Source organism: Gayadomonas joobiniege G7 (assembly GCF_000300815.1).
GTDB classification, from domain to species: Bacteria; Pseudomonadota; Gammaproteobacteria; order Enterobacterales; family Alteromonadaceae; genus Catenovulum; species Catenovulum joobiniege.
Genome location: NZ_AMRX01000007.1, coordinates 15,676 through 40,998, shown reverse-complemented (window position 1 = coordinate 40,998; position 25,323 = coordinate 15,676). Strand labels below are relative to the sequence as shown.

26 protein-coding genes and 3 tRNA genes are annotated in these 25,323 nt (G+C 42.5%); 17 read left to right on the top strand and 12 right to left on the bottom strand.

All coding sequences use genetic code 11. The features are described 5' to 3' along the window. Position 1: 1 nt before the first annotated feature. Both cmoB and cmoA read right to left on the bottom strand, forming a co-directional pair. Positions 2-961: a tRNA 5-methoxyuridine(34)/uridine 5-oxyacetic acid(34) synthase CmoB gene (cmoB, locus tag C727_RS0112370; protein WP_017445959.1), complete on the bottom strand. Its 960-nt coding sequence runs from the start codon at positions 959-961 to the stop codon at positions 2-4. After that, on the bottom strand, positions 961-1,692 hold the full coding sequence (gene cmoA / locus C727_RS0112365) for a carboxy-S-adenosyl-L-methionine synthase CmoA (protein ID WP_026052700.1): 732 nt from the start codon (positions 1,690-1,692) through the stop codon (positions 961-963). The genes cmoB and cmoA overlap by 1 nt, the downstream gene beginning before the upstream one ends. Positions 1,693-1,870: 178 nt before the next feature. Here cmoA and aspS point away from each other — a divergent pair, with 178 nt between their 5' ends. The 15 genes from aspS to C727_RS0112290 all read left to right on the top strand — a co-directional run bounded on the left by aspS (position 1,871) and on the right by C727_RS0112290 (position 12,232). Further along, positions 1,871-3,643, top strand: coding sequence for an aspartate--tRNA ligase (gene aspS, locus C727_RS0112360; RefSeq protein ID WP_017445957.1), 1,773 nt, complete (start codon positions 1,871-1,873; stop codon positions 3,641-3,643). A 65-nt stretch (positions 3,644-3,708) separates the two neighbouring features. Continuing rightward, positions 3,709-4,452: a YebC/PmpR family DNA-binding transcriptional regulator gene (locus C727_RS0112355; protein WP_017445956.1), complete on the top strand. Its 744-nt coding sequence runs from the start codon at positions 3,709-3,711 to the stop codon at positions 4,450-4,452. An 11-nt stretch (positions 4,453-4,463) separates the two neighbouring features. Then, the gene (gene ruvC, locus C727_RS0112350) at positions 4,464-4,988 is read left to right on the top strand and encodes a crossover junction endodeoxyribonuclease RuvC (RefSeq protein WP_017445955.1); all 525 of its coding nucleotides are present in this window, start codon (positions 4,464-4,466) and stop codon (positions 4,986-4,988) included. Between the two features lie 11 nt (positions 4,989-4,999). Then, positions 5,000-5,611 (top strand): Holliday junction branch migration protein RuvA, encoded by a 612-nt coding sequence (gene ruvA, locus C727_RS0112345; protein WP_017445954.1) that lies wholly within the window; start codon positions 5,000-5,002, stop codon positions 5,609-5,611. After that, positions 5,612-6,619, top strand: a complete 1,008-nt coding sequence (ruvB, locus tag C727_RS0112340) for a Holliday junction branch migration DNA helicase RuvB (RefSeq protein WP_017445953.1) — start codon at positions 5,612-5,614, stop codon at positions 6,617-6,619. Beyond that, positions 6,612-7,019 (top strand): tol-pal system-associated acyl-CoA thioesterase, encoded by a 408-nt coding sequence (gene ybgC, locus C727_RS0112335; RefSeq protein WP_017445952.1) that lies wholly within the window; start codon positions 6,612-6,614, stop codon positions 7,017-7,019. The genes ruvB and ybgC overlap by 8 nt, the downstream gene beginning before the upstream one ends. Beyond that, positions 7,009-7,704 (top strand): protein TolQ, encoded by a 696-nt coding sequence (gene tolQ, locus C727_RS0112330; protein WP_026052699.1) that lies wholly within the window; start codon positions 7,009-7,011, stop codon positions 7,702-7,704. Before ybgC ends, tolQ begins: the two co-directional genes overlap by 11 nt. 6 nt (positions 7,705-7,710) lie before the next feature. Further along, complete coding sequence (gene tolR / locus C727_RS0112325; RefSeq protein WP_017445950.1) at positions 7,711-8,133, top strand: protein TolR; 423 nt, start codon at positions 7,711-7,713, stop codon at positions 8,131-8,133. 1 nt (position 8,134) lies between these two features. Further along, positions 8,135-9,043, top strand: a complete 909-nt coding sequence (gene tolA, locus C727_RS0112320; protein WP_017445949.1) for a cell envelope integrity protein TolA — start codon at positions 8,135-8,137, stop codon at positions 9,041-9,043. Between the two features lie 14 nt (positions 9,044-9,057). Next, positions 9,058-10,404 (top strand): Tol-Pal system beta propeller repeat protein TolB, encoded by a 1,347-nt coding sequence (gene tolB, locus C727_RS0112315; protein ID WP_017445948.1) that lies wholly within the window; start codon positions 9,058-9,060, stop codon positions 10,402-10,404. A gap of 41 nt (positions 10,405-10,445) precedes the next feature. Further along, positions 10,446-10,994: a peptidoglycan-associated lipoprotein Pal gene (gene pal, locus C727_RS0112310; RefSeq protein ID WP_017445947.1), complete on the top strand. Its 549-nt coding sequence runs from the start codon at positions 10,446-10,448 to the stop codon at positions 10,992-10,994. Positions 10,995-11,007: 13 nt separating this feature from the next. Then, positions 11,008-11,793 (top strand): tol-pal system protein YbgF, encoded by a 786-nt coding sequence (gene ybgF / locus C727_RS0112305; RefSeq protein ID WP_017445946.1) that lies wholly within the window; start codon positions 11,008-11,010, stop codon positions 11,791-11,793. Positions 11,794-11,960: 167 nt separating this feature from the next. Continuing rightward, positions 11,961-12,036: transfer RNA gene (locus C727_RS0112300), tRNA-Lys, on the top strand. A 16-nt stretch (positions 12,037-12,052) separates the two neighbouring features. Continuing rightward, positions 12,053-12,128 (top strand) — tRNA-Lys (locus C727_RS0112295). A 28-nt stretch (positions 12,129-12,156) separates the two neighbouring features. Beyond that, positions 12,157-12,232, top strand: a tRNA-Lys gene (locus tag C727_RS0112290). 160 nt (positions 12,233-12,392) lie between these two features. Here C727_RS0112290 and C727_RS0112285 read toward each other — a convergent pair. Together C727_RS0112285 and C727_RS0112280 are read right to left on the bottom strand one after the other, a co-directional pair. Beyond that, positions 12,393-13,796: a HAMP domain-containing sensor histidine kinase gene (locus tag C727_RS0112285; protein WP_017445945.1), complete on the bottom strand. Its 1,404-nt coding sequence runs from the start codon at positions 13,794-13,796 to the stop codon at positions 12,393-12,395. 5 nt (positions 13,797-13,801) lie between these two features. Next, the gene (locus C727_RS0112280) at positions 13,802-14,485 is read right to left on the bottom strand and encodes a response regulator transcription factor (protein WP_040459337.1); all 684 of its coding nucleotides are present in this window, start codon (positions 14,483-14,485) and stop codon (positions 13,802-13,804) included. A 170-nt stretch (positions 14,486-14,655) separates the two neighbouring features. Here C727_RS0112280 and C727_RS0112275 point away from each other — a divergent pair, with 170 nt between their 5' ends. After that, positions 14,656-15,144 (top strand): Spy/CpxP family protein refolding chaperone, encoded by a 489-nt coding sequence (locus C727_RS0112275; protein ID WP_017445943.1) that lies wholly within the window; start codon positions 14,656-14,658, stop codon positions 15,142-15,144. Between the two features lie 121 nt (positions 15,145-15,265). Further along, positions 15,266-16,171, top strand: coding sequence for a hydrogen peroxide-inducible genes activator (locus C727_RS0112270; protein WP_017445942.1), 906 nt, complete (start codon positions 15,266-15,268; stop codon positions 16,169-16,171). Positions 16,172-16,242: 71 nt separating this feature from the next. Here the strand turns inward: C727_RS0112270 and C727_RS0112265 are convergent, their stop codons facing one another. From C727_RS0112265 to C727_RS0112230, 8 genes are all read right to left on the bottom strand, one after another. Continuing rightward, the gene (locus C727_RS0112265) at positions 16,243-18,024 is read right to left on the bottom strand and encodes a choice-of-anchor I family protein (protein ID WP_017445941.1); all 1,782 of its coding nucleotides are present in this window, start codon (positions 18,022-18,024) and stop codon (positions 16,243-16,245) included. Positions 18,025-18,131: 107 nt separating this feature from the next. Next, positions 18,132-18,875, bottom strand: coding sequence for a DUF3379 family protein (locus tag C727_RS0112260; protein WP_155949258.1), 744 nt, complete (start codon positions 18,873-18,875; stop codon positions 18,132-18,134). After that, positions 18,844-19,407, bottom strand: coding sequence for a sigma-70 family RNA polymerase sigma factor (locus tag C727_RS0112255; protein ID WP_017445939.1), 564 nt, complete (start codon positions 19,405-19,407; stop codon positions 18,844-18,846). The genes C727_RS0112260 and C727_RS0112255 overlap by 32 nt, the downstream gene beginning before the upstream one ends. Positions 19,408-19,424: 17 nt before the next feature. Then, entirely contained in the window at positions 19,425-21,152 is a 1,728-nt protein-coding gene (locus C727_RS18525) for a BatD family protein (protein ID WP_017445938.1), read from the bottom strand. After that, complete coding sequence (locus tag C727_RS0112245; RefSeq protein WP_017445937.1) at positions 21,146-22,939, bottom strand: vWA domain-containing protein; 1,794 nt, start codon at positions 22,937-22,939, stop codon at positions 21,146-21,148. Before C727_RS0112245 ends, C727_RS18525 begins: the two co-directional genes overlap by 7 nt. Then, a complete protein-coding gene (locus C727_RS0112240) occupies positions 22,936-23,940 on the bottom strand; it encodes a vWA domain-containing protein (RefSeq protein WP_017445936.1) in 1,005 nt (334 codons plus the stop codon). The genes C727_RS0112245 and C727_RS0112240 overlap by 4 nt, the downstream gene beginning before the upstream one ends. After that, complete coding sequence (locus tag C727_RS0112235; RefSeq protein ID WP_017445935.1) at positions 23,933-24,388, bottom strand: DUF4381 domain-containing protein; 456 nt, start codon at positions 24,386-24,388, stop codon at positions 23,933-23,935. The genes C727_RS0112240 and C727_RS0112235 overlap by 8 nt, the downstream gene beginning before the upstream one ends. Then, a complete protein-coding gene (locus tag C727_RS0112230) occupies positions 24,388-25,323 on the bottom strand; it encodes a DUF58 domain-containing protein (protein ID WP_017445934.1) in 936 nt (311 codons plus the stop codon). The genes C727_RS0112235 and C727_RS0112230 overlap by 1 nt, the downstream gene beginning before the upstream one ends.

Here is a 25,323-nt window from a genome sequence, read left to right as displayed (position 1 = left end):
ATTAACGATTGGCCAAGATCACGGCGCGGCGCGGTGCCGGGTAACCTTCTATAGTTTTACTTTGATCTTCCGGATCTAAAAAATCAGCAAGCGACTCATTTTCCATCCAATGGGTTTTACGCTGCTCATTCAGGCTTGTCAGCCCCTCATCAACGACACGGATATTTTTAAAACCTGTGCGTTGTAACCAATGGCACAAAGCGGCGCTGCTGGGAATAAACCAAACATTGCGCATTTTTGCATAACGTTCGCCGGGTACCAGCACTTGGTTTTGATCCCCTTCGATTACTATCGTCTCTAATACCAGTTCACCGCCTACCCTGAGCTGGGCTTTTAACTGTTGTAAAAAATCCAGTGGGCTTTTTCGGTGGTATAACACCCCCATAGAAAAGACGGTATCAAAAGCGTGCGAGGCTGGCAATTGCTCGATCCCTAATGGCAGTAAATAGATATCGTCACTTTTGCAATATTCTTTAATAGCGGTAAACTGCATCACAAAAAGTTCGGTTGGATCGGCGCCGATGACCAAATCAGCTTGCTCACCTAACATACGCCACATGTGGTAACCATTCCCACAGCCTACATCTAAGACAGTGCGGCCCTTTAACGGGCTAATATGAGATATCAAACGGTCCCATTTCCAGTCACTGCGCCATTCGGTATCTATCTCCAAACCAAATAACTCATAAGGACCTTTACGCCACGGCATAAATTGTTTTAATAACACCTCAAGGCGTTTTAATTGACCCGGAGCAATGTCATTGGCTTGACCTAAACGCACTTTGCCTGACAACTCAATGTCTGAGGGCTTTATTTTGGGTAGGTGACTGAGTGTTTTTTGCCATTGTTTAAATTCACCATGGCGTTGGTTAGCTTGCCAATCTGCTAATAAACCAGGAATCTGATGAATCCAAACGGCGACTTTAGAGGTTAATATACGTTGATAAAAATCGTTAAACATTACTCTTTTACTGCCATGATTGAGGTAAAATTAAAACATTGATACCACTGGTTATAGGCATTAAAACCGGCCGCGCTTATTCGAGTAAAATGTTGTTCTAAGGTATCCGTACGCATAACATTTTCAATAGCACTGCGTTTTTGGCTAATTTCTAATTCGCTGTAACCATGCGCACGTTTAAAGTCTAAATGCAATTCGTCTATTTTGTCATGGATCAAAGCATTCTCAAATCTAAGTTTTTCTGACAGGATCAAAATGCCACCTGGTTTTAACCCTTGATAAATTTTTTTAATTAGCTGTGCTCTTTTTTCAGGGGCAATAAATTGCAGAGTAAAGTTTAAAACGACAACCGAGGCATTTATGATTTCTGTTTGCAAAATATCGTCGCAAATCACTTCGGTTTTAATTTTGCTTTTATAACCAGATAAGTTTTGCCGGCATTTTTCGACCATAGGTTGTGAATAATCAACCGCCAAAATTTCGCAATTGGGTGTTTTAATGGTGCGTCGCATGGCTAAAGTCGCCGCACCTAGTGAACACCCTAAATCATAAACTCGTGTATTAGGTTGAGCGAACTCAGCCGCCAAATGTCCAATTGTAGAAATAATGGTTTGATAGCCGGGCACAGAGCGGTTAATCATGTCTGAAAATACATGAACCACTTGTTGGTCAAATACAAAGTCTTTAACTTCGTGCTGTGGGTTGGCGTAGATATTGTCTTTTTCTGGCATCTTATTGTGAATACAAGCGTTTAAAACAAGCATTATACAATAAATGTTGCGATTTAGGGGCTCCTTTAACACTCGCTGAGTATTTTGTCATCAAATTGCATAGCTCTGGGGTAAAGGTATATAATCTTGCGCGATTTTACCTTTATATTTACAGAATTTGATTGGGAAGCGGATAATTATGCGAAGCCATTATTGTGGGCAGATCAACGAAACACACGTTGGTCAGGAAGTGACATTATGCGGTTGGGTGAACCGGCGGCGTGATCTCGGTGGATTAATTTTTATCGATTTGCGCGATGTAAAAGGCCTTATTCAGGTGGTGGTAGATCCAGATTTTGAGAGCTTATTCGCGACAGCTAATAAATTAAAGAGCGAATTTTGCATCCGTCTAACCGGCAAAGTCAGAGCGCGACCAGACAGTCAGATAAATGCAAACATGGCCACTGGTAAAGTTGAATTGTTGGCCAGTGAAATTGAAATTTTAAATGGCTCAGATGTTTTACCGCTGAGCTTAGATGGCCATCAAAATAACTCTGAAGAGCAGCGATTAAAATATCGATATTTGGATTTACGCCGAGTTGAAATGACAGAAAGACTGAAATTTCGTGCCAAGGTGACCAGTGAAATCCGTAACTTTTTAGACAGCCACGACTTTTTAGACGTAGAGACCCCCATTCTTACTAAAGCGACGCCAGAAGGCGCTCGTGATTATTTAGTGCCAAGTCGTACCCACAAAGGGCAATTTTTTGCTTTGCCTCAGTCACCCCAGTTGTTTAAACAACTGTTGATGATGTCGGGGTTAGACAGATATTACCAAGTCGTAAAATGTTTTCGAGATGAAGATTTACGCGCCGATCGCCAGCCGGAGTTTACTCAGGTTGATATCGAAACTTCGTTTATGAGTGCCGATCAGGTGATGGATGTCACAGAAAAAATGGTTCGCCAGTTATTTAGCCGTTTGTTGGATGTTGATTTAGGTGAATTTCCTAAAATGACATACACGGATGCGATGACCTTATATGGTAGCGATAAACCCGATTTGAGAAACCCGCTATTTATGGTCGATGTGGCTGACTTATTAAAAGACGTTGAATTTAAAGTTTTTTCAGGGCCTGCAAACGATGCGAAAGGACGTGTTGCAGCTTTGCGTGTGCCACAAGGGGCGGATAAGTTTTCACGTAAAGACATTGATGAGTTGACTAAATTCGTTGGTATATATGGCGCTAAAGGGTTAGCTTGGATTAAAGTGAAAGATCTCAGTCAAGGTCGAGATGGCTTACAATCACCCGTGCTCAAGTTTTTACCAGACGATGCCCTAAATGCCATTTTAAAGCGGACTGAAGTTGAGAATGGTGATATTTTATTTTTTGGTTCAGATAAATATACAGTGGTGAGCGAAGCGATAGGTGCTCTGCGTTTAAAAATCGGTCAACAACTGAATATTTGCAGTAACGAGTGGAAACCATTATGGGTTGTTGACTTCCCTATGTTTGAAGAATACGACGGCGGTTTAACGCCGCTTCATCACCCATTTACCGCACCTGTCGGGGTAACTGCAAAAGAGCTGATTGAAAAACCAGAAACGGCATTATCTAATGCTTATGATATGGTATTAAATGGCTGTGAAGTTGGTGGAGGTTCTGTTCGTATTCATCAGCAAGACATGCAACAAGCCGTGTTTGAAGTGTTGGGTATCAGTAAAGAAGAAGCAGACGAAAAGTTTGGCTTTTTATTGGATGCGTTAAAATTTGGTGCGCCGCCGCATGCTGGTTTAGCTTTTGGTTTAGATAGGCTGGTTATGTTAATGACAGGGGCTACCTCTATTCGAGACGTGATGGCGTTTCCTAAAACAACGACCGCTGCGTGCCCATTGACAGACGCACCTGGTTTTGCAAATCCAGAGCAATTAAAAGAGCTGGCAATTGATTTAATCAAAGATAAAGCCGAATAAATGGTGACTTCTTTGCAAAAAACCGGCTTTTATGCCGGTTTTTTATTAACCGATAGGAGAGAGAGATGGCAGGTCACAGTAAATGGGCCAATATAAAACACAGAAAAGCAGCACAAGATGCAAAAAGAGGAAAAATCTTCACTAAATTGATCCGCGAACTCACTGTTGCTGCACGAGCCGGTGGTTCTGATGTTACGACGAATCCTAGATTAAGAGCCGCAGTTGATAAAGCTTTATCGAATAATATGACACGCGATACTATTGACCGTGCCATAAAACGTGGAGCCGGTGAGTTAGATGGTCAAGTTTTAGAGGAGATCACCTATGAAGGTTATAGCGCTGGTGGTGCCGCAGTCCTTGTTGAATGCATGTCAGACAATCGCAACCGGACGGTTTCGGAAGTGCGCCATGCTTTTAGTAAGTGCGGTGGCAATTTAGGGACAGACGGTTCAGTTGCGTACTTGTTTAACAAACTAGGTGTTATAAGTTACGCTGCGGGTGAATATCAGGAAGGGGATATTCTGGAACCAGCGCTGGAAGCCGGAGCAGAAGATATCCAAATGAGTGACGATGTTATTGAGGTACTGACCGACCCAGACGACTTTGGCCAAGTTAAAGATGCTTTAGATAGTCAAAACTTGTGCGCTGAGCGTGCTGAAGTCACTCTGGTGCCGATGACAAAAGCCGAATTAGATGAAAAATCAGCCGCTCAATTGATCCGCTTAGTAGATATGTTAGAAGATCTGGATGATGTACAAAATGTTTATACTAACGCTGAGATCGCGGATGAAATTCTGCAAAATATATAAGATGTAAATCATTGAATATTATTCTAGGCATAGATCCGGGCTCGCGCATTACCGGCTATGGCATAATCAAGCAGCGCGGAAATAAACTTGAGTATATCGCAAGTGGTTGTATTCGTATGCCGGCAGGCGATTTAGCCGATCGTCTCAACATTATTTATAATGGGGTCAGCCAGTTAAGCCAACAATATAAACCAACCGAATTTGCGATTGAACAGGTTTTTGTTGCCCATAATGCTGGGTCTGCGTTAAAGCTGGGTCAAGCGCGTGGTGCTGCAATTGTTGCGGCCACACAAGCCAACTTGCCAGTTGCTGAATATTCTGCACGCCAGATAAAGCAGGCCGTGGTTGGCAAAGGTGCAGCCGATAAATCACAAGTTCAACATATGGTCACCAGCCTGCTTGAACTAAGTGGGCGACCTCAGGCCGATGCAGCAGATGCTTTAGCTGTGGCGGTTTGCCACGCGCATACTAGGCAAAGTCTACTTAGCATGGCCGGACACGCCAGTCGGAGTGCTTACGGGCGCTTACATAAATAAAAGGGTTATCCATGATCTCCAGATTATCGGGGCAAGTGATCGAAAAACAACCACCAGAATGCATTCTTGACGTCAATGGTGTGGGATATGAAATTCAATTGCCGATGAGTAGTTTTTATAAATTACCTGAACTTGAACAAACCGCTGTGGTCTATACGCATCAGGTGATCCGCGAAGACGCCCATAGTTTGTATGGCTTTCACGATAGATACCACAGAGATCTATTTCGTGAGCTACTAAAAGCTAATGGTGTGGGCCCTAAATTGGCGTTAGCAATTTTATCAGCAATGGATGCAAGCGAGTTTATTTCGTTAGTTCGCAGTGATGCCGTGACTCAACTCGTTAAAATTCCTGGTGTTGGTAAAAAAACTGCCGAACGCTTGTTATTAGAGATGAAAGACAGGTTAGCTAAATGGCAGCAGACTGCCACCGGGGTAGAGCCAGTCAATGCGGATGCGTTTGATCCAGTAGATGATGTAAGTCGTGCCGATAATGAGGCAATTGAGGCATTACAAGCATTAGGGTACACTCAAATGCAAGCAAACAAAGCGGTTAAAAAGGTTGCTCAACCAGGTATGAGCAATGAACAGATCATAAGATTAGCGCTAAAGAGCATGTTATAAATGATAGAAGCAGATCGCATCATTAGTCCGCAAGTGACAGAACAAGAAGAATCGATCGACCGCGCAATGCGCCCTGAGCGCTTGGCAGATTATACCGGCCAGCAAAAAGTTGTGGCACAAATGTCTATTGCAATTGAAGCGGCCAAACTTAGAGCTGACGCGCTGGATCACGTACTGATATTTGGCCCACCTGGTCTGGGTAAAACGACGTTAGCACGCATCATCGCCAACGAAATGCAGGTAAATATCAAAACTACGTCGGGGCCCGTATTAGAAAAAGCCGGCGATTTAGCAGCGATGCTAACGAATTTAGAACCCAACGATGTTTTATTTATCGACGAAATACATAGGTTAAGCCCTGTGGTTGAAGAAGTATTGTACCCAGCGATGGAAGATTATGAGTTGGATATTATGATCGGAGAGGGACCGGCAGCACGCTCAATTAAACTGGATTTACCGCCATTTACACTGGTTGGCGCGACCACGCGAGCTGGAGCGCTGACTTCGCCGCTGCGTGATCGTTTTGGGATCGTTCAAAGGCTGGATTTTTATAGCGTTGAAGAATTGCAAAAAATTGTTAGCCGTTCGGCGGTGCAAATGCAATTAACATTGGTACCAGACGCAGCACTGGAAATTGCCAGACGGGCGCGCGGTACACCTAGAATTGCTAATCGTTTGTTGCGCCGAGTAAGGGATTTTGCCGACGTTAAAGGTGATGGTGAGGCAGATCAGGCGCTAGCAGCGGCTGCATTAGACATGCTTGAGGTAGATGTGCAAGGGTTTGATTATATGGATCGTAAATTGCTGGAAGCAATTATCGAAAAATTTGATGGGGGCCCAGTTGGTTTAGATAATCTGGCCGCAGCCATCGGTGAAGAAAAAGACACCATAGAAGACGTCATTGAACCTTTTTTGATCCAGCAAGGATTTATTCAACGTACTCAGCGAGGACGGATTGCTACCCAAACAGCCTATCTACATTTTGGTTTAGGGGGCAAAAATGACTGAATTTGTGTTCAGTTTTCCGGTCAGAGTGTATTACGAAGATACCGACGCAGGAGGCATCGTTTATCATGCAAACTACTTGAAATTTTATGAACGGGCCCGAACCGAGTTTTTATCGCACTTTGCTGTTGAGCAAGATAGTTTGCTGGCTGCAAATATCGGGTTTGTTGTGAGAAAAATGACCATTGAAAATAAACTCGCGGCAAGGTTTAATGATAGGTTAGAAGTTAAAACTCAAATTGCATATTTAAAAAAAGCAAGCTTGATGTTTAAGCAATGGATAGAGAAAGACCAACAGGTGATTAACCGAGCAGAGGTTGAAATTGCCACGGTCGATTTACAAAAACTAAAACCAGTCCGGATACCGGACGCTATATTTGGGGTGTTACAAAGTGTCATCTGATATCACATTTTTAGGACTTTTTATGCAGGCCAGCCTATTAGTTAAGGCGGTTATGCTGTTATTACTCGCACTTTCAGTGATTTCTTGGAGCATGATCATTCAGCGCGCAAGTGCGCTTAAAAAAGCCCAGCAGCAGGCGCAAAAGTTTGAAGATAAATTTTGGTCAGGGGTTGATCTTTCTGCATTGTATACAGATGTTAGCCATAAGGTGGGTCCAAGTAGTCCAAGCGAAAATGTTTTTAAAGCTGGTTTTAAAGAGTTTGCTCGTGGTCGTAAACAAGGCATGCCAACGGGGGACATGATCATGGATTCTACTTATCGTGCTATGCGTGTAAGCCTGTCGCGCGAAGTAGATCAATTAGAAACTAACCTGCCTTTTTTGGCCACTGTTGGATCTATTAGCCCTTATATTGGCCTGTTTGGAACGGTCTGGGGGATTATGAATGCATTTATCGCATTAGGTGAAGTGCAACAAGCCACCTTAGCTATGGTCGCACCTGGTATTGCCGAGGCCTTGATCGCAACAGCAATGGGGTTATTTGCCGCGATCCCGGCAGTTATCGCGTACAACCGTTTTTCGCACAAGGTTGAAAAATTAGAAAATAATACAGTGAACTTCATGGAAGAGTTTTCTTCGATTTTACATCGTCAAGCGGCGATTAAAAAAGAGCAAACAGGAGCCTAGTTGACTATGTATCAACGTAAACGACGTCGGCCTGTTTCAGACATCAATGTAGTCCCCTACATTGATGTCATGCTGGTTTTATTAATTATTTTTATGGTGACAGCACCTTTGATTACCGCTGGGGTTAACGTTGACTTACCTAAAGCTAAAGCTAATCCTTTGGCTGAAGATAGTAAACCGCCAGTCATTGTTTCTGTGACTAAAGACTATGAATACTTTGTAACCGACGGTAATCAGAAAGAAGGGCCTATATCACCGCAAGAATTAGCAGTTATTGTTGGTGCGCATATAGAAGTTGAACCAGAGCGGCCAGTGATGGTTGAAGGTGATCGAACGGTTGATTATGACGCGGTTGTCAGCTTGATGGTATTGCTTCAAGCTCAGGGAGTCGGATCAGTTGGGTTAATGACGGATCCAGTGGAGGAATAAAATGATTCAATATCCAGTGGCTGTGATTTGTTCGGTTGTGCTGCATCTTGTACTGGGTTTTGTGCTTTTATTTAGCATGGAATTTACCCCGCATCAAAAAACACCTCAAGCGAGTGCTCAGCCAAAAGAAGTGGTGCGTGCGGTGTCAGTTGATAAAAATGCACTGAATGAACAAATACAAAAACTCGAATCACAAAAAGCTGCGCGGGAAGCGGCTGAAGAAAAACGAGTTGCAGAACTTGAACGGCGCGCAAAACAAGCCGCTGAGCTAGAAAAACAAACACAACAAAATTTATCTGACTTAGCGCAACAAAAGAAAAAAGCCGAGCAAGAAGCCAAAGCAGCAAAAGAGCAGCAAATTCGAGAAGCAGCGCGGGCTAAACAATTAAAAGAAGAAGCAAAAAAACAAGAAGAAGCTAAACGTAGAGCTGAAGCAGAAGCTAAAAAAGCAGCTGAAGAAGCCAAACGTAAAGCTGAAGCTGCGAAAAAAGCTGAAGAAGAACGTAAACGCCGCGAGGCTGAGCGTAAACGTAAAGAGCAAGAAGCAAAAGAGAAAGCTGAACAGCAAAAGTTATTAGAAGAACAGTTAAAAGCAGAGATGGCAGCACGTTCTAAACAGCGTCAACAATACATATTGTCAGAAAAAGACAAATATGTTGCGCTAATCCGATCAGCCATCCAAAACAATTTATTTACCGATCCCTCGTTGAATGGCACTAGTTGTAAATTAAACATTCGGATCGCAAATAATGGTTTTGTCACCTCAGTTAAAACATTATCCGGGCACCCACAAACCTGCCAAATGGCAGAACGTGCAGTGTACAAAACAGCTCAGCTGCCTGTCTCGGATGACCCTGAAGTGACTGCAACTTTACGTGATATCAACTTAACTGTGGCACCTGAAAATTAGGAAACCAGAAAACCATGTTAAAAAAACTATTAATAATGACCTTAACATTGAGTTTATTCGCGCCGGTTCATGGCGCAATAGACATCTTGATCACTGAAGGTTTAGACAGCGCGAGGCCAATTGCAGTCGTACCATTTTCCTATCAAGGCAGTCAGCCGCTGCCGGATAAAGTGTCATCAATTGTTGCAGCAGACTTAGCGCGTAGCGGTAAATTTAATCCAACACAAGTGCCACAAATGCCACAGCAGCCGACGTCAGCAGAGAATGTTGATTTTGCAGCCTGGGCCGAGCAAGGCGTTGATACGATCGTCATTGGCCAGCTAGAAGATGTTCGTCCAGGGGTTCTAAGTGTGTCATATCAGATCATTGACGTGGTACGTGGTCAGATGACAGGTGGTGGTTCACAAATGTTAGAAGAAGGGCGTTTAGTTTCATCAAATGACCATATTATGTTTGAAAGCCGACCGTTACAGTTTGAAACACAAGATTCACGCCGCATCAGCCATGCTATTAGTGATAAAGTGTTTGAAAAGTTGACGGGGATAAAAGGCGCATTTCAAACTAAAATTGCTTATGTGTTAGTTAAAGATTCTGGCGAACGGCCTTATCAGTTAGTAGTGGCTGATTATGATGGTTATAACGAACAAATCATAGTGCGCAGCAATGAGCCATTGATGTCACCTGTATGGTCCCCAGATGCGACTAAACTTGCTTATGTGACGTTCGAGAACCGACAGGCACAGATATTTATTCACGATCTCTATTCTGGTAGCCGCGAAATGGTTGCATCCTACCCAGGTATTAATGGTGCACCCGCGTGGTCACCAGACGGCTCGCGTCTGGCCATGGTGTTATCAAAGGATGGTAACCCAGAGATTTATGTGATGGATTTATTGACTCGAAAATTGACCCGTTTAACAAATAACCGTACGATAGACACAGAGCCTTCTTGGGCACCGGATGGACAATCATTGGTGATTTCATCGGAACGTGGGGGACGTGCTCAATTGTACCGTTTAGATATTAATACAGGAAAAGCGAAACGGCTGACTTACACCGGAGAAATGAATTTAGGTGGAGCCATTACACCAGATGGTAAAAGCATGGTGATGGTTAACCGGACACGCGGTAATTACCATATTGGTCGTCAAGATTTAAAAACAGGCACGTTACAAGTATTAACTAAAACCTATTTAGATGAATCTCCTAGTATTTCCCCAAACGGAAATATGATTATCTATAGTACGTTACATAATCAAGACCAGGTGCTGGCTTTGGTTTCTATAGACGGCCGTTTTAAGGCTAGGTTACCATCCGGTTCAGGGCAGGTTAAATCGCCCTCGTGGTCACCTTATATGTAACAAAAAAACAAATTATTAACATAACAAATAAGGAAAAACTAATGAAGCCTAATCAAGTGATGAAATATCTAGCTATTGTATTGCCACTATTAACCGCGGCTTGTACTACCACAACCGATGAAGAGACGATGGCTGGCCAAAGCAACCAGAACAGTAATGCTCAAACGTCAGGCATGAATAAAAATGAAGCGGTTGAAGTAACTGCGCTTGAACGTGAGCGCCAGATGAAAATCGAAGAAGAAAAACGCAAACAAGCGGCATTGCGCCAAACCAACACCCTGTATTTTGACTTTGACGACTCTAAAATTATGGGCAAATATTTTGATATTTTAGAAGCTCATGCCTCTTATTTGCGCGCTAATCCTTCTGCTCGTTTAATTATTGAAGGTCATGCCGATGAACGTGGTACGCCTGAATACAATATTGCATTAGGCGAGCGCCGTGCTAAAGCAGTCGCTCGTTATCTTCAGAACTTAGGGGTTAGCAATACGCAAATCTCTACGGTTAGTTATGGTGAAGAAAAACCATTAAATAAATCACGCACAGAGGCTGCTTTTGCAGAAAACCGACGTGCTGTTTTAGTGTATTAATAAGAGATTAAATATGCGCAAACATTCTTTTGCTTATAGCCTGCTGATATGCAGTGGGCTTTTTTCGGCTTGGATGTCACCTGCTTATTCTGCCGATCGTAATTTGTCTCTAGGTGAGCGCATAGATCAGCTTGAAAGAGCAGCTGAGGCGCGTGGGCGCTCTCAGGTTGCTTTAGTTCAGCAGGTTGATGAGTTACAGTCAGAGTTGCGCGAGATGCGTGGCGTTACCGAAGAGCATGACTATAAGTTATCACAAATTTTGCAGCGTCAGCGTGAGCTTTACCAAGAGTTAGACAGATTATCTCAATTGATTAAATCTGGCCAAAACATGGTGAATAACCAAGTTGGCTCGCAGCAACCGCAAGGTTCTGGCTTTCAAATCAATACGAATCCATCTCAAAGTAACGATTATGCAGCAAACCTTGACGAAAATCAGGCGTACGACAGAGCTGTTAACTTGGTATTAAAAGATAAACGTTATGACCAAGCAATCCCAGAATTTGAAAACTTTTTGCGCCAATATCCAAATTCTTCGTATCAACCGAACGCCCGCTATTGGTTAGGTCAGTTATTATTTACTAAAGGTGAATTAGCTCAAGCACAAACCCACTTTAGTGTTGTGGCAGACCAGTATCCTGACTCAACTAAAAGAGCGGATGCGTTATTAAAACTTGGTATGATAGCCTCCAAACAAGGCAACACGGCGGTGGCTAAACAAAAATACCAAGTTTTGCTTGCCGAATATCCTGATTCGACACCAGCCCGGTTAGCACGAACACGTTTGGCTGAAATTGAGTAAATTATTAGCAAAATCTGTATGTTTTAGCGGCAATTTTAGCTGAACGTAATTTTTTCAAAAAAAAACTGAAATAATAGTTGCGTTCAGCTGTCATATCAGTATCATACGCCCCCGTCAGCAAGCAGGGGTAATCAGTTAAAACTGTAAGCTGAACAATTAATTAGAGTGGGTCATTAGCTCAGCTGGTAGAGCAGTGGACTTTTAATCCATTGGTCGCAAGTTCGAATCTTGCATGACCCACCACTCAATTAAACAGAACGGGTCATTAGCTCAGCTGGTAGAGCAGTGGACTTTTAATCCATTGGTCGCAAGTTCGAATCTTGCATGACCCACCACGTTCTGAATTGTTACACGCCTTAGTCGGGGTCATTAGCTCAGCTGGTAGAGCAGTGGACTTTTAATCCATTGGTCGCAAGTTCGAATCTTGCATGACCCACCACTTTTTATTCCGACATCATAAAATATCCCAAAGCAATTTTTCAATACCTTATTGGATAAAGAGTTTAGCTCATTTTTAGTTTAGACGAGCAACGAATAATTCATTTGCGTTTTATGCTTGATGGAATTGAGCATCCTTGCTGATCATCATTTGGTTTGCGCTAATTAGCGCTCTTATTAAGATGGTTTTCTCGCGGCAGTAAAACCTGCATTCTAAGGCCGCTGTCAGGGATGTTTTTTGCGTAAATATGGCCATTGTGGCGGGTGATCGCCTTATGACTAATGGTAAGCCCTAGACCTGTACCTCGCGAGCTGTATTGGTTGTTCTCAGCGCGATAGAAAGGCTGAAATATCTTTTCGATATCTGATTCATTAACCCCAGGTCCTTGATCTTGTACCGCAAACACTAGATGTTCATCGGTTTGTGTTAACTCAACCTTTACTGCTTTGCCTGCTGGTGTGAATTTAATAGCATTACGTAAAATGTTCTCAAATGCCCGCACTAATAAGAGCTCATCACCAGCATAATAAATGGACTGTGTGATATGACAGTCTAATTGAATATCCTTTTCTTCACATTCAAGTTTCGCCGATTGACAAATATCTGCGACCAGTTGCGACAAGTTGATTCTATTCCGTTCAAGCGGTAGGTCATCGTTTTCTAATCGGCTTAACTTAAGAACATTTGCAATTAAAGCATCAAGTTTATGAAGCTCTTGTTCAATTCGATGTAGTTTAGCTGAATTTTTGTGAGGATCTTTTAACGCCATTGCGAGTGATAACTCAATGCGCGTTAGCGGTGTTCTCAACTCGTGGGAGACATTTGCCAACAAGCCTTTGTGCAGTTTTAGGTTATTTTCGATTTTTTCAGCCATTTGGTTAAAGCTAACGGCCAATTGGCCAATTTCATCAGGCCTGTTGATTACGCTGGCCCCGACTCGGTGCGATAGTTGACCTGCGGCTAATAATTGGGTTGATTGGTTTAAACGAGAGATGGGAATACTTAAGTTGCGTGCGACCAACCAGCAAGGCAACAGGGTTACCAAAAAGGCAAATAGGATCTTGCTCCAGAGCGGTGAAAAATATAGGTTACGAATGAGTTCATTGCCAGGTGAAGCTTTACGTACAATCAAAGTTTGATATTGCTGACCTGCCACTGTAATCAGTTTAGGTCCGTACACTAGGTGACGGGGTATTTTTCTTTCTGCCGCGCGTTTAGGTGGGTTCACTAGGTCTAGTAGGTATTTATCGATTAGGGCAGGAGGAATGCGATCAGTTATTATGGTTTGGCTGTCAGCTTCATACAAAAATACCCAATGCGGATACTTTTTATGCAAAAAACGAATACGCCGGCTTAGATCCCCTTTTTTGGGCAGGTTGAGTTGGTGCTCGACAAACTCAAACTTTTTTAAATCATATTTGTTTAGCGGTTCGACTTTATCTAATTCATTTAATTTATGACTGATAAAAACCGTACCGCCAACCAGTATTAAAATAGTCCCCCAAAATACTAAAAATAAACGCATAAATAGCGTTTTAAAGGGGTTGAATTTAATCGATTTCATGTTTATTACAACTCACTAATTAAACGGTAACCCGCACCTCGAATGGTTTTTATTTGAATGCTGGGATCTTCTTTAAGTTTTTTGCGCAAATTACTAACGTGCATGTCAATGCTGCGATCATATTGCATCAATCGACGACCTAAGATTTTTTCGCTAAGGGTTTCTTTACTAACGAGTTGGCCAAGATGTTCAATTAAATACTGTAAAAATTGGTACTCGGTGCCAGTAAGCTCTATCGGCTCGCCGTTTAAATGGACCGTATGGGAGTTGTGGTCTAATACCAAATTACCGGCGCGACAGTTATTGTTTTCAGTTGGCGCATTATCATTAGAGCGCCGTAAAATGGCTTTGATTCGAGCGAGTAACTCTCTGTGATTAAACGGTTTGGGCAAATAATCATCGGCACCCATTTCTAAACCTAAAATTTTATCATAGTCATCGCCGCGGGCAGTTAACATGATCACAGGCAGGTTATGATTTTTTCGCAATCGTTGCAGGGTTTCAAAACCGTCTATGCCTGGCATCATGACATCTAATAAAACTAGATCAAAAGGGTGCTGTGTCAGTTGTTCAATACCAGCTAAACCATTCTCAGAATGAATACAGTGATAGTTTTCACTTTCTAGGTATTCGGTTAGCAATTCTGCCAATTCTAAATCGTCATCAATAATTAATAAGTTCGCGTTCATAATAGTTAACATATATCTATTGTTAAGGTCACTATAAACTAAGCAAATCAAGGTTCAATGACTTTACTCAACCTTTACACTGGGCTTGCGTTTCTTTGCTTTCAATTTTTTATTATGTAGATGTTGCCAATTGCAATTGTGAATGTAACTAACAAATGAGGATTGAATTAATGAAATTATTAAATGCAAAAATTTTAGCACCTGTATTTTTAACAGCCGCTCTACTCAGTGCGCCTGCTATTTCAGGGCAAGACAAAGGTTCAGATCGTATGCAGGGCAAAGCGCCGATGCATTTTAAAATTTTTAAACGTCTAGGTTTGACTGACGAACAAAAGACTGAGATTAAAGCCATTTTTAAAGATAGCCGAGTGCAAGGTAAAAGTATTCGTGAAGACCGCAAAGCGTTTCATCAGGAGATGAAAGCTTTGGTAAAAAGCGGAAATTACAGCGAAGCTGAAGCAAAAGCCTTAGTGGCTCAATATCAGGATTCGTTAAACCAAAGCTTGATTCATGCGGCGAGTATCAAAGCAAAAATTCGTGCTGTATTAACTGCAGATCAACAAGAAAAATTAGATAAATTTGAACAACGCAAAGGTAAAAAAGGCAAGGGCGATGGCAAGCGTGACCACCACCGTAAAGATCGCCCAGCCGCTGAATAATTAATTGTTTTGACACACCCACATTGTTTCGGAATGTACTCAAAGTACATTCCGTTTTTTATTGATTTCTTAGAGCATTTCTTTAAGCTAAACGCTTTGTCCTAGCGCTTAATGTAAATCTATGCATAAACTGCCAAGTATTCGTAACTTACAGTACCTAATTAAACTCCACGAACTTAAAAATTTTAACCGCGCTGCGCAAGCCTGTTTTGTTAGCCAGTCGACCCTAAGTGCCGGCATTCAAAACCTTGAAGAGCAGCTTGGCGGCCAATTAATAGAGCGAGAACATAAAGCTTTTGTTTTTACCGACATGGGCACTGCTATGGTGGCAATGGCTAAAGATATAGTGCAGCGCGCAAGCGAACTAGAAGAATATGCCCAGTTCTGCCAAAACCCTATGTCTGGTCGGCTCAAAGTGGGTTGCATACCGACAATTGCCCCTTTCATTATTAAACCTTTTTTTAACCGCTGTAACGCTAAATATCCAGAGTTAATGCTCCAGCTTAAAGAAGATACAACCGATAATTTATTATTGTCACTTGAAAATGGAGAGCTGGACTGTTTAATTTTGGCGTTGCCGGTTGATGTCGGCCATTTTCGCCGAAAAGTTTTAGGCGAGGATAGATTTTGGTTAGTTGCCCATAAAGAGTTTCCACTTGAAAGTGGCACCTTGTACAGCTATGAAGATTTGCCTGACGAAAGTATTTTTTTGCTCCAGCGTGAACATTGTTTAACAGAACATGCCTTATCAGCCTGCCGGCTAATCGAGTCGAATAAAATTAATCCTTTATCTGCCAGCAGTTTGCATACCTTAATTGCCATGGTTGAATGTCAGCTTGGGGCGACTTTTATTCCGCAAATGGCAATTGATGCGGGTCTTTTAGCTAACTCTGAATTAAAACAGCTCAATCCAGTAGCTGAAAACGCAAGTCGTCAAATTGGCCTAGTGTGGCGTTCGAGCAGCCGTCGTTTAATTACGTATAATAAAGTTGGTGAGGTGATTGCAGATATCTTGTCGCAATCATGAGTATTGTAAAAGCACTGCGATCTTGCGGTGCTTTTAAATATACAACAAAAATAAATGGCTAGGTATCAAGCTTATTCAGCGTCAACCCAGCTGATTTGCCAAACGGCAACGCTGCCTGAAATTTCGTTGCCTATTATTAACAAAGGCTTGCCTGATGGACTGTCTTCTGCATTGACAAACTTCATGCCTTCTGGTGCAAGATCCCCAGTAATATCAGCACCTTCGTTTAAACCACGATTGAAAAAATAATCAACATACGTGGCTTCGCTTGGTTCACTAATATCGTATACGAAGATGCCTCCCATACGCTCTAAACCGATAAAGGCATAGGTTTTGCCATCAATTTCTCCAATTGCTAACGCTTCTGGTTCAGGTCCTTTGGCGTCTGAGCGGGTATCTCCTTCATTTTCGTCTTCATTGTTATTAAAAGCTTCGCCATGAATACTGGCAGTAATGCTTTCAAAGTCGTCTCCTGAATCAAAAACTAAATTGCCTGCTTCGTCAAAAATTGAAAATGAGCGTGCACCGTAGGTATATAGGGCTTGGTATTCAGTCTTTGCATCGTTTTGCCCTAACGCAGTGGTGACGATTAACCGACCCAAACCGTCCTTTCCGCCGTTGTTGTCAACGTAATTTTCTAGGTCAGCGTTCAGCGGTAAAATATCTTCCAGGTCTTTGACCCGAGATTCTTCAAGATAGGAAAAACAAATTTCTTCATCATCGTAGTCATATAAACCATTAGGATGTTTTTGTTCACAAGCCGCTTTGTTTTCATCTTCGACTGAACCACCAGATAAGGCATCATCAATATACTCTCTTGCATCACCCTCATTGGCTGTAACGACATACGCTTGCCCGTTCACTGAGTAACTGGCAATAGTGTCTGGCTGATACATACCGTAAAGATATTGGTATTTGGCTAAATTGATCCCTCCATCATCATCAGACACATCAATTTTATATTGGCTCCAGTCTTTAAAGCCTAAGCCAAAAATTTTCTTTAAGGTGAGTTGTTCAAGATCAACAACGGCAATCGCATTGTTTTCTTGCAAACTAACAAATGCAGTTGCATCATCCGGCGAAACTGCAACATATTCAGGTTCTAAATCTTCGGCAACACTGCTATTGCCCGGGTTAGCAAACTTTACACCCTGTGCCATCAGCTCAGCTTGTTTGTCATTGTAACTAGTAAAACCGATTTCAGTGGCAGTGTCAGCTGGTGTTCCACTATCTACTTGGATAACAGAAATAGAACCAATCGGATCTAGTGTATAATCACCCGACGGCTCACCTTCGTTTGCAACAATCACCTGGCTACCACTGTGATTAAAAGTTACCATGTCCGGCAGAAAACCAACTTCGACTGCTTTAACAAAGTTTGCTTGTGCACCTGAGATATCATAAAACGCAATTTTACCTCTAGTGCCAGTTTCGCCAGCCATAGCGACGGCTAATAAGTCATGATTGTCGTCAATTGCTATGCTATTTGCATCTCCAGCAACGTCTTTAAATACTTCAATGGTATCTAATACAGTTAGATTGGTGTTATTGATTACACCTTCTGCATCTTCAGTTAATGCCCCTGCGTCGAAGTTTAGCGCATCAATTATTTCAACGGTAGCATTATCACCTGAGCTGTTGATCGCGTAAATATGGTTGTGACGTTTATGAAAGGCAACTATTTCTGCTGCACCTTCAGGAGATGATGGGTTTAAAATAGCTCGGCCAGTGAGTTCAAAATGAAGTTTTTGCTCTGCTTGTGGTTGCTCATCTTGTTTATCTGTATTAATTTCTAATGAGCATGCAGACAGAGCAGCTGCAATTGATGTACAGATTATGGTTTTTTTTAACATATCCAACCTTCGTAAAATTATGATTTCCTAAAACTTCATATTTTAAGGAGGCTGAATTAAGGTTAAGTTAACCCTTAATGACATTTAGGTTACTTTGATCTAAATAGCTAAATTTCCCAGGTTAATTTTTGATCAACCGATTTTTTTATCTGCTGATAGTTGCTTTGGGCGGGTAACACATATAATACATCGGCCGTTTTATAATGGGCGTTTTTTACCTGAAACCTGTCATCTTTAATGCTGCGCAAGCTTGCCTCTTTGTTTTGTTTTGGGATAAACAACAAACTAGCGGGGCCCTCAGTTGTTTCATAAACAATATGCAGTGCGCGCGTATTGTCTATTTGGCAGTAGTTAACTGAAAAGATTTTTCCTAATTCGGTTGTTAATTTAGCACCATAAGCAGCCAGTTTATAATTCACTTCATTTAATGATACGCTGTGTTCTCCGTGAATATGGTGGTCCATGTCAACATAATGATGGACCAGCGCTTGGCTGGCCAGATCGGGTCTTTGCTCGAGTGACGGCATTAGATGCGAGGTTAAGACCCCAAATGCAAACGCCAACGATGCAACCAAAGCAAGATGGATCCGGCGTTGAGACTTATTCGGCTGTTCCGCTAATTGTCGGCTACTTTGCTGAAAAATGATTTTACTAGAGAGGTTTTCTGGCACTTCAACCTGCATTGCTTGCGCTAGTTTTTTTTCAAACTGATTTAACTCATCATAAAAACGCTTTTTAGTTGGATCTTTAGTAATAGCATCATGGATCTCACTGCTTTGACTAGCAGGATCGGCATAAAGGCGTCTTCTAAACTCTAAATCATCCATTAATGGACCTCGATTTAACTTCACCCTCAAACGCTTCTTTAAGCATGTTTCTTGCTCTAAATAGACGCGTCATCACGGTATTTTTGTTCAGATTTAATGAATCAGCGATTTCGTCGCCGCTCATACCCATAATTATTTGCAGTACGAGCGGATCACGATACTCATCGGGTAATTTAGCGATCTGCTTTTTCAACATATATTGTTCAGCAGTCGCATCCGAATGATTATTGTGGTCGATAATGTTTTGCTCTTCGTACTCGCCCATAACAAACTGTTTACGTTCAAAGCGCCTAGCATTTTCGCGTCGCAAAATGGTGATCAACCAGCTTTTTGCGGCTTTTAAATCTTTTAAGCTGTCGAGGCTTTTCCAAGCTCGCAAAAAAGTCTCTTGCACAACGTCTTCAGCAGTGTGGGCATCATGCGTTAGCCAATAAGCGTAGCGATACATATCCTTATGATAGGCGTTAACCAGAGCTTCGTATTTAGTTTGTTTTTCTTTCATGCCAGATAAGACCTTATTCTGGTCACTTTTCTTTCGAAAAATTTTGCTCAGCATGGGCATTCCTATTGATCTTAAGGGTTTAGTGGATTTAGCCCTTTTAGATCTTTTTGTTGTCTAGCAATTAATATCTTATCTCTGCACTGGGTTAAGGCTGATTCCAGTGCACTGAGATCAGTGGTTGTTTTTGAATGACCGTATAAGTTGCGCTGCAGACGTGCCACTTCTTGCTTGACATTTTGGTCATTCAGAAGAGCGACTGCGGTAGAAAAATCTTTAACCTTAGTTTCATTATAGATGCTAGCCACCCAGAGCGGTAACCCCTGGTAAATTAAATGCACATCTTGTGCCTTAATCGCTCTGTTAAGCGCTAACCAATATTTTTTTTCTTCGTCTGTTGCCACCAACTTGTTGCTTTTAGGTGCTTGTTGCTGTCTGGCATAAACCAGATATAAATAACCTGCAACGAGCAGACTGACGAGCCAAAGAATTAAAAATAACACAGAAAGTTTAGTGAACGCCCAACTTGAGGGAGCTTCATTTGGTTGAGTTTGCCCGGGCTTCGCTTGTGGCTGAAATTGCTCAGCGCATTTGCAGTTGCCGTTATGAGTCGCCTCAGTTGATAGTGGGTTATGTTGACTGTTAGGACCAGTCACCAGAGCGGAACCTTCAACTTTTATCGTTTGGGCTGGTATAACAGCAAAACTTTGTTGACTTGTTTTGGTATTAAACCAGCTTATTTTAATTTCAGGCAAAACATATTCCCCAGCTTGGGTGGGAACTAACGCCGCTGATTGAATACGCTGAGCGATTGTTTGGCCGTCTCTTTGGTTGCTATTTGATTCGGATTGATCTGGATAAACTTTAATCGCATCTGGATAATTAGGTTTTATCTCAGGTAATTGCTCTGGGTTTACACCGAACGCTGATAAGGTTATTTTTCGTGTGATTGGCTCACCTACCTGATACACCCCTTGATGTGGTTGAATTTCATCATTTAACATCACCATTTCTGATGGTAGCCAAGTGCCTTGGTAGTCTTGTGGGACAGGCTTAACTGTAAGCGTTTGTGATGGTCCTGTGCGAGAAACGACTTTGCTTTGGTTAAAAAACTGACTACGTCGGCTGTCGATAACCTCGGCTTGAAAAACTGGGCTGTCGATAGTAAAAGTCCCACTGCGCTGCGGGGTAATAAGATAGGTTCTTTCAATCACACGGTAGCGCATGCCATTTTTAATTTCGCTACCTTCTTTGTCTTTGCCAGCGACCTCAACAAGCGCACCGGGCACCTTAGGTTCACTTAAACTGCCACTCGAGATTTGCCTCCGAATATACAGTTTGCAATGGTATGTGACTTGTTGCTGCAACCAGACTTCCTGGTGGCTGATTGATGTTTCAACAAATAAGTCATCATTTTGCGTATTGGCGCCCGATTTAGTTGCTTCGACAGTTAACTTTATTGGCTCTGACTGAGCGTTTTTATAGGTAAAAGCAGGAATTGTGAATTCACCTGCTTGTATCGGTAACAAACGGGTTGTAAAACGGGTAACTCGGGTGGTTTCAAAGTTAATCATTCGGGTTTCTGAGCTAACAGAAGTTCCTAACACCCGGAAGTCATCCTCCAGTACGCTAAAATCAAAAGTGTTTTGGCTTACCGAATCATCAACAGTAACGATTAAGTCAAGTGATTCACCGAGTTGTGCGGGGTTATCACTGACACTGGCGTTAACTTCTAGCGCTTGACTATAGAAACAAGTGAATAAAAAGCTTAGGCCGATAGCCCATTTGTAATTATTTACCAAGGCTGATTTACTCCCTCTGGCGTATTTCTGCGATTTCGTTTTTGATATTCGAGTTGCATTTTTCGGCGTAATAAAAAGGCCGGATCATCTTCGACTTTGTTTAACAATTGACGCATTATTTCTTGCTCTTCACGATTTTCGGCATTTTCTGACGCGCTGTCAGAAGTTTGCAGCGCTTGACTCTGCTCACTCACGTCTGTTTCTTCTCCTGGCTCTGCTTGCGCTTGTTGAGCTTGCTGCTGAGCTTGTTTGTCTGCCTCTGAGCGCTCAGGCGTTTCTTGCCGTGACTGGGGTGAACTGGTGTTTGGTTCGCCGCTTTGCTCCCCGTTTTGGTTTTGCTCACCGTTTTGGTTTTGCTCGCTGTTTTGGTTTTGCTCGCTGTTTTGGTTTTGCTCGCCGTTTTGGTTTTGCTGTTCTAACAAGCTTTCTGCAAGGGCTTTATTTTTAGCCGCTTGTTCTAAATCAGGGGCTTTGGCTAAGGCACTTTGATAGGCTTGAATCGCTTCTTTCAACCGACCTAAATTAGCCAGTGCATTACCGCGATTGTAGTCAGCTTGCGCACTGTCGATCTGACTGTAAGCTTGAATTGCTTTTTCGTAGTTGCCTTGTTTAAACTCAGCAGCACCGATAACCGCCGGATCTTTGCTCAGTTGCAGCGCGCGCTCGTAGTTTTTTTCCTGTAACGCCTGTTGAGCTTTTTGTTCACTGGTTTGCCAAGGATGCTCATACCAAGCTGCAAAAGCCTCTTGCGGAGGTAAAAACAAGAGTAGTGAAGTACATACACCAGTTATAAACAACTGGCCACGGCGAAACAGAAGGGAGGTGAATGGTAACATAACCAGAACTAACCAAGGGCCAAACTCTAACCACTGATCGCCTTCAATCTGGTTATTTTTTTCGCTTTTTATTTGGTCGCTTTGGCTTAAGTTTTGCACTATGCTGTTCACATCATTGTCAGTTAATGTAAAGTTTGCGAGATATCCATTATATTTATTAGCCAGATTTTCGAGCCGCGCAAAGTTAACTTTTGGAATAACAATTTTACCACTGTGGTCTTTTAATAAACTATTGTCAGGGAGCCGTATTGGGGCGCCTTCTTTTGTTCCTATCGCTAAAATAATCAATCTATGCTGAGAGCCTGTCATGTAGCGATTAATATCATTCACATCTAACTGACTCACGCCATCGGTAAGCCAAATGATATCACCTTGGTGATAGCCGGCGTTTTCTAATAGCTGGATGGCTTGGTCAAATCCAAGCGCCGCATTACTGCCTTTTATTGGCATAATATCGGGTGATAAGCTTGGTATCAGAGAATATAAATTTTTACTGTCTGGCGTTAATGGGCTTATAGTGAACGCATCACCCGCGTAAGCGATTAGGCCCAAGTCTCCTTGGTCAATTTTACGACTTAGCTCAATGGCTTTAAATCTCGCCTGCGTCATCCTGTTTGGCTTGATGTCTTCAGCATACATAGATTGACTTAAGTCCATTAAAATGACGCGTCCTACCGCGGTTTCATATACTGGTTGTGGCCTTTTTTCAAATGTCGGTCCCATTAATGCTAATATCGCCAACAGCCAAATGACGAGCCATAAATATTGTTTATACTGGCGTTCGGTTGATGCTGCTTGTAATAAATGAGGTTGTAAGTGCGGTGCTATGTATTGGCGCCAGCCTGAACGTGCGACGGCAAATTTATGCAAATTTAAAAATAGCAACAGAGCAGGGATGCTAGCCAATGCCCACCAAGGACGTAAAAAATGAAAATCAGCAAATTCGGTCATGACTTTAACCTCGTGCTCAGACTAGCGGCAACCGGGCTGCCAATTAGAACAAAGCTTAATAAAAGTGCTATGCTTAACGGCCAATAAAATAGCGCATTCAGCGGACGCATTTTTAGCGATTCTTCACTAATAGGTTCTAACTGATCTAATGTTAAATATATTTGTTCTAACTCGGCAGCATCTCTTGCTCTAAAGTAGCGACCGCCAGTTTCTTCAGCAATTTTTGTTAGCATTTTTTCATCTAAATCGGCTGACGGATTGATCCGTGACATGCCGAAAAATCCTCGCCGCATCATTTCATCAGCGCCTACACCGATTGAATAAATTTTTATATTTGATTCTTTAGCCAATTTTAGTGCTTGTTCAGGCGTTAGGTTACCTGAGGTATTTTGCCCATCGGTTAACAAAATTAAGATACGATTGCTGCTTTCTTTGTTCGCAAATCGTTTGGCGGCTAACGCTATTGCGTCACCAATGGCCGTTTTATCCCCGACCAAACCAATCAAACTCTCGTTCAACATTTGTGAAACCGTATTTAGATCTCGCGTCAATGGCGTTTGCAGATAGGCTGTGTCGGCAAACAAAATAAGCCCAAGACGATCTCCATCACGGCGTGGAATGAAGTCTTGCATTACATACTTAACCATTTGCAAACGATCAACACTTTGATCAGCAACTTGCATATCCTGCATTTCCATCGAACGAGATAAGTCGATAGCTAGCATGATGTCACGACCTTTCGCTGGCAAGTCAAGTGGCTCACCGAGCCATTGAGGGCGGGCAGCGGCACTGATCAATAGTAGCCAAATTAGGGTTAAAAGAGATAATTTTGCGATTGATGCTTGACCAACTTGCTGTTCCTCCATGAGCTGTTCACTACTGAGGAAAGGAGCGCGCAAAGCGCCTGCTGAATGCTTTTCCTGGCGTGTCGGCAGGAGAAAATAGCTTAACAGCGGCAGCGGTAATAATAAAAAAACCCAAGCGGAAGCAAACTCAAACATGTTTTGCCTCCTTATATAAACGACAACTTCTGATCAATTTTACAGCCATTTCGATATCGTGGGCGGTTAAGTTCTGAGGTTTCTGGTACTGTTGCTGATAAAAGTTATTTAGCCAATCATGCAGAGCTTGATCTTGGGGCGTATATCGTTGCCAAATATCTATTAAATGCGCACTTGATGCTGCAGCGATCTGTGTGCGTCCCAAATAAGTTATTAGGGTTTGTTTTAATAACTTGCTTAATGCACTTTGGGGCGCATCTTGGGGTAGGGCTTTTATTGTTTTAATAGCCTTTTTTTGAGCGCTGACCGACTTTTGGTACTTGCACCAGTAATAAATTGCGGTCACCAAGGCCATGAGTAGAAAAGCCACCAAAATCCACCAACCATAAGCTGGCGGCCACCAAGGTACCGTTTGCGGTAAAATAATGTCAGAAAACTCCGGGTTCATTATATCTGTGTCTCCAGAGGTTGTGCTGAGCTGATGTCTATGACGCTAATGCCAGCTCGCTTAAAAATCTCGTTTTGCTGATGATATTTTTGTTGTGCGTACTGTTGGTATTCAGTGTGTTGGCGGCGATTGCCTAATGCAATATACCCTGAGTGATGCCCGCTAACGACTGGGAGTGCCTGAGTCACCATACTGGCCGGTAGTTGATGTTCAAGTGGGTCTGTAATTCGATAGGCGACAACTTGGCAATGCCGGGTGAGTTTAGCTAACGCCTTTTCTGCCTCTACGGTTAGCTGATTAAAGTCACTCAGTAGTGTAATTAAGCTGCCGGGTTTGGCCAAACGTGTCAGGCGTATTAAACTGTCTTGAATCGGGATATTATTAACTTCATCTTGCTGCTCGCTGTTAGCGAATGTCTCAAGGGCATGAATATAAGCGAGTGCTGCGCTTGCTCTCGCTTTGGGTTTGAGCTCTAAATGTTGGCCATTTTGGTAGACTAAACCGCCCAAGCGGTCACCCTGTTTGACCACTCGCCAAGCGATTAACGCCGCCAAATGGCAAGCTTGCACTGATTTATATAAAAGTTGGCTGCCAAAGTGCATACTGCTGCTTAGATCCGTTAATATAAAAACGGGGCGCTCTTTTTCTTCTCGGAAGAGTTTTGTGTGCGGCGTGCCAGCCCGTGCAGTTACACGCCAATCTATCATACGCACATCATCACCGGGTTGATAATGTCGTACTTCATCAAACTCCATACCCCGGCCTTTAACGCGGGACAGGTAACGCCCCGCCATATGTGAACGAATTAAATGTCCAGCCGACAAATCTAAAAGTGCGGTTTTGCTGCGATAATACAAAAGTTCAGGTTTGCCCACATGGATGCCACTGATAGCATAATGGTCTAACCAATGTTTGATATCTTGTTTTGATAGCAT

What these genes read in the sequence shown, in the direction of transcription:
- cmoB (WP_017445959.1), bottom strand. Translation starts at nt 961, where the DNA reads ATGTTTAACGATTTTTATCAACGTATATTAACCTCTAAAGTCGCCGTT.
- cmoA (WP_026052700.1), bottom strand. Translation starts at nt 1,692, where the DNA reads ATGCCAGAAAAAGACAATATCTACGCCAACCCACAGCACGAAGTTAAA.
- aspS (WP_017445957.1), top strand. Translation starts at nt 1,871, where the DNA reads ATGCGAAGCCATTATTGTGGGCAGATCAACGAAACACACGTTGGTCAG.
- C727_RS0112355 (WP_017445956.1), top strand. Translation starts at nt 3,709, where the DNA reads ATGGCAGGTCACAGTAAATGGGCCAATATAAAACACAGAAAAGCAGCA.
- ruvA (WP_017445954.1), top strand. Translation starts at nt 5,000, where the DNA reads ATGATCTCCAGATTATCGGGGCAAGTGATCGAAAAACAACCACCAGAA.
- ruvB (WP_017445953.1), top strand. Translation starts at nt 5,612, where the DNA reads ATGATAGAAGCAGATCGCATCATTAGTCCGCAAGTGACAGAACAAGAA.
- ybgC (WP_017445952.1), top strand. Translation starts at nt 6,612, where the DNA reads ATGACTGAATTTGTGTTCAGTTTTCCGGTCAGAGTGTATTACGAAGAT.
- tolR (WP_017445950.1), top strand. Translation starts at nt 7,711, where the DNA reads ATGTATCAACGTAAACGACGTCGGCCTGTTTCAGACATCAATGTAGTC.
- tolA (WP_017445949.1), top strand. Translation starts at nt 8,135, where the DNA reads ATGATTCAATATCCAGTGGCTGTGATTTGTTCGGTTGTGCTGCATCTT.
- tolB (WP_017445948.1), top strand. Translation starts at nt 9,058, where the DNA reads ATGTTAAAAAAACTATTAATAATGACCTTAACATTGAGTTTATTCGCG.
- pal (WP_017445947.1), top strand. Translation starts at nt 10,446, where the DNA reads ATGAAGCCTAATCAAGTGATGAAATATCTAGCTATTGTATTGCCACTA.
- ybgF (WP_017445946.1), top strand. Translation starts at nt 11,008, where the DNA reads ATGCGCAAACATTCTTTTGCTTATAGCCTGCTGATATGCAGTGGGCTT.
- C727_RS0112285 (WP_017445945.1), bottom strand. Translation starts at nt 13,796, where the DNA reads ATGAAATCGATTAAATTCAACCCCTTTAAAACGCTATTTATGCGTTTA.
- C727_RS0112280 (WP_040459337.1), bottom strand. Translation starts at nt 14,485, where the DNA reads ATGAACGCGAACTTATTAATTATTGATGACGATTTAGAATTGGCAGAA.
- C727_RS0112275 (WP_017445943.1), top strand. Translation starts at nt 14,656, where the DNA reads ATGAAATTATTAAATGCAAAAATTTTAGCACCTGTATTTTTAACAGCC.
- C727_RS0112270 (WP_017445942.1), top strand. Translation starts at nt 15,266, where the DNA reads ATGCATAAACTGCCAAGTATTCGTAACTTACAGTACCTAATTAAACTC.
- C727_RS0112265 (WP_017445941.1), bottom strand. Translation starts at nt 18,024, where the DNA reads ATGTTAAAAAAAACCATAATCTGTACATCAATTGCAGCTGCTCTGTCT.
- C727_RS0112255 (WP_017445939.1), bottom strand. Translation starts at nt 19,407, where the DNA reads ATGCTGAGCAAAATTTTTCGAAAGAAAAGTGACCAGAATAAGGTCTTA.
- C727_RS0112245 (WP_017445937.1), bottom strand. Translation starts at nt 22,939, where the DNA reads ATGACCGAATTTGCTGATTTTCATTTTTTACGTCCTTGGTGGGCATTG.
- C727_RS0112240 (WP_017445936.1), bottom strand. Translation starts at nt 23,940, where the DNA reads ATGTTTGAGTTTGCTTCCGCTTGGGTTTTTTTATTATTACCGCTGCCG.
- C727_RS0112235 (WP_017445935.1), bottom strand. Translation starts at nt 24,388, where the DNA reads ATGAACCCGGAGTTTTCTGACATTATTTTACCGCAAACGGTACCTTGG.
- C727_RS0112230 (WP_017445934.1), bottom strand. Translation starts at nt 25,323, where the DNA reads ATGCTATCAAAACAAGATATCAAACATTGGTTAGACCATTATGCTATC.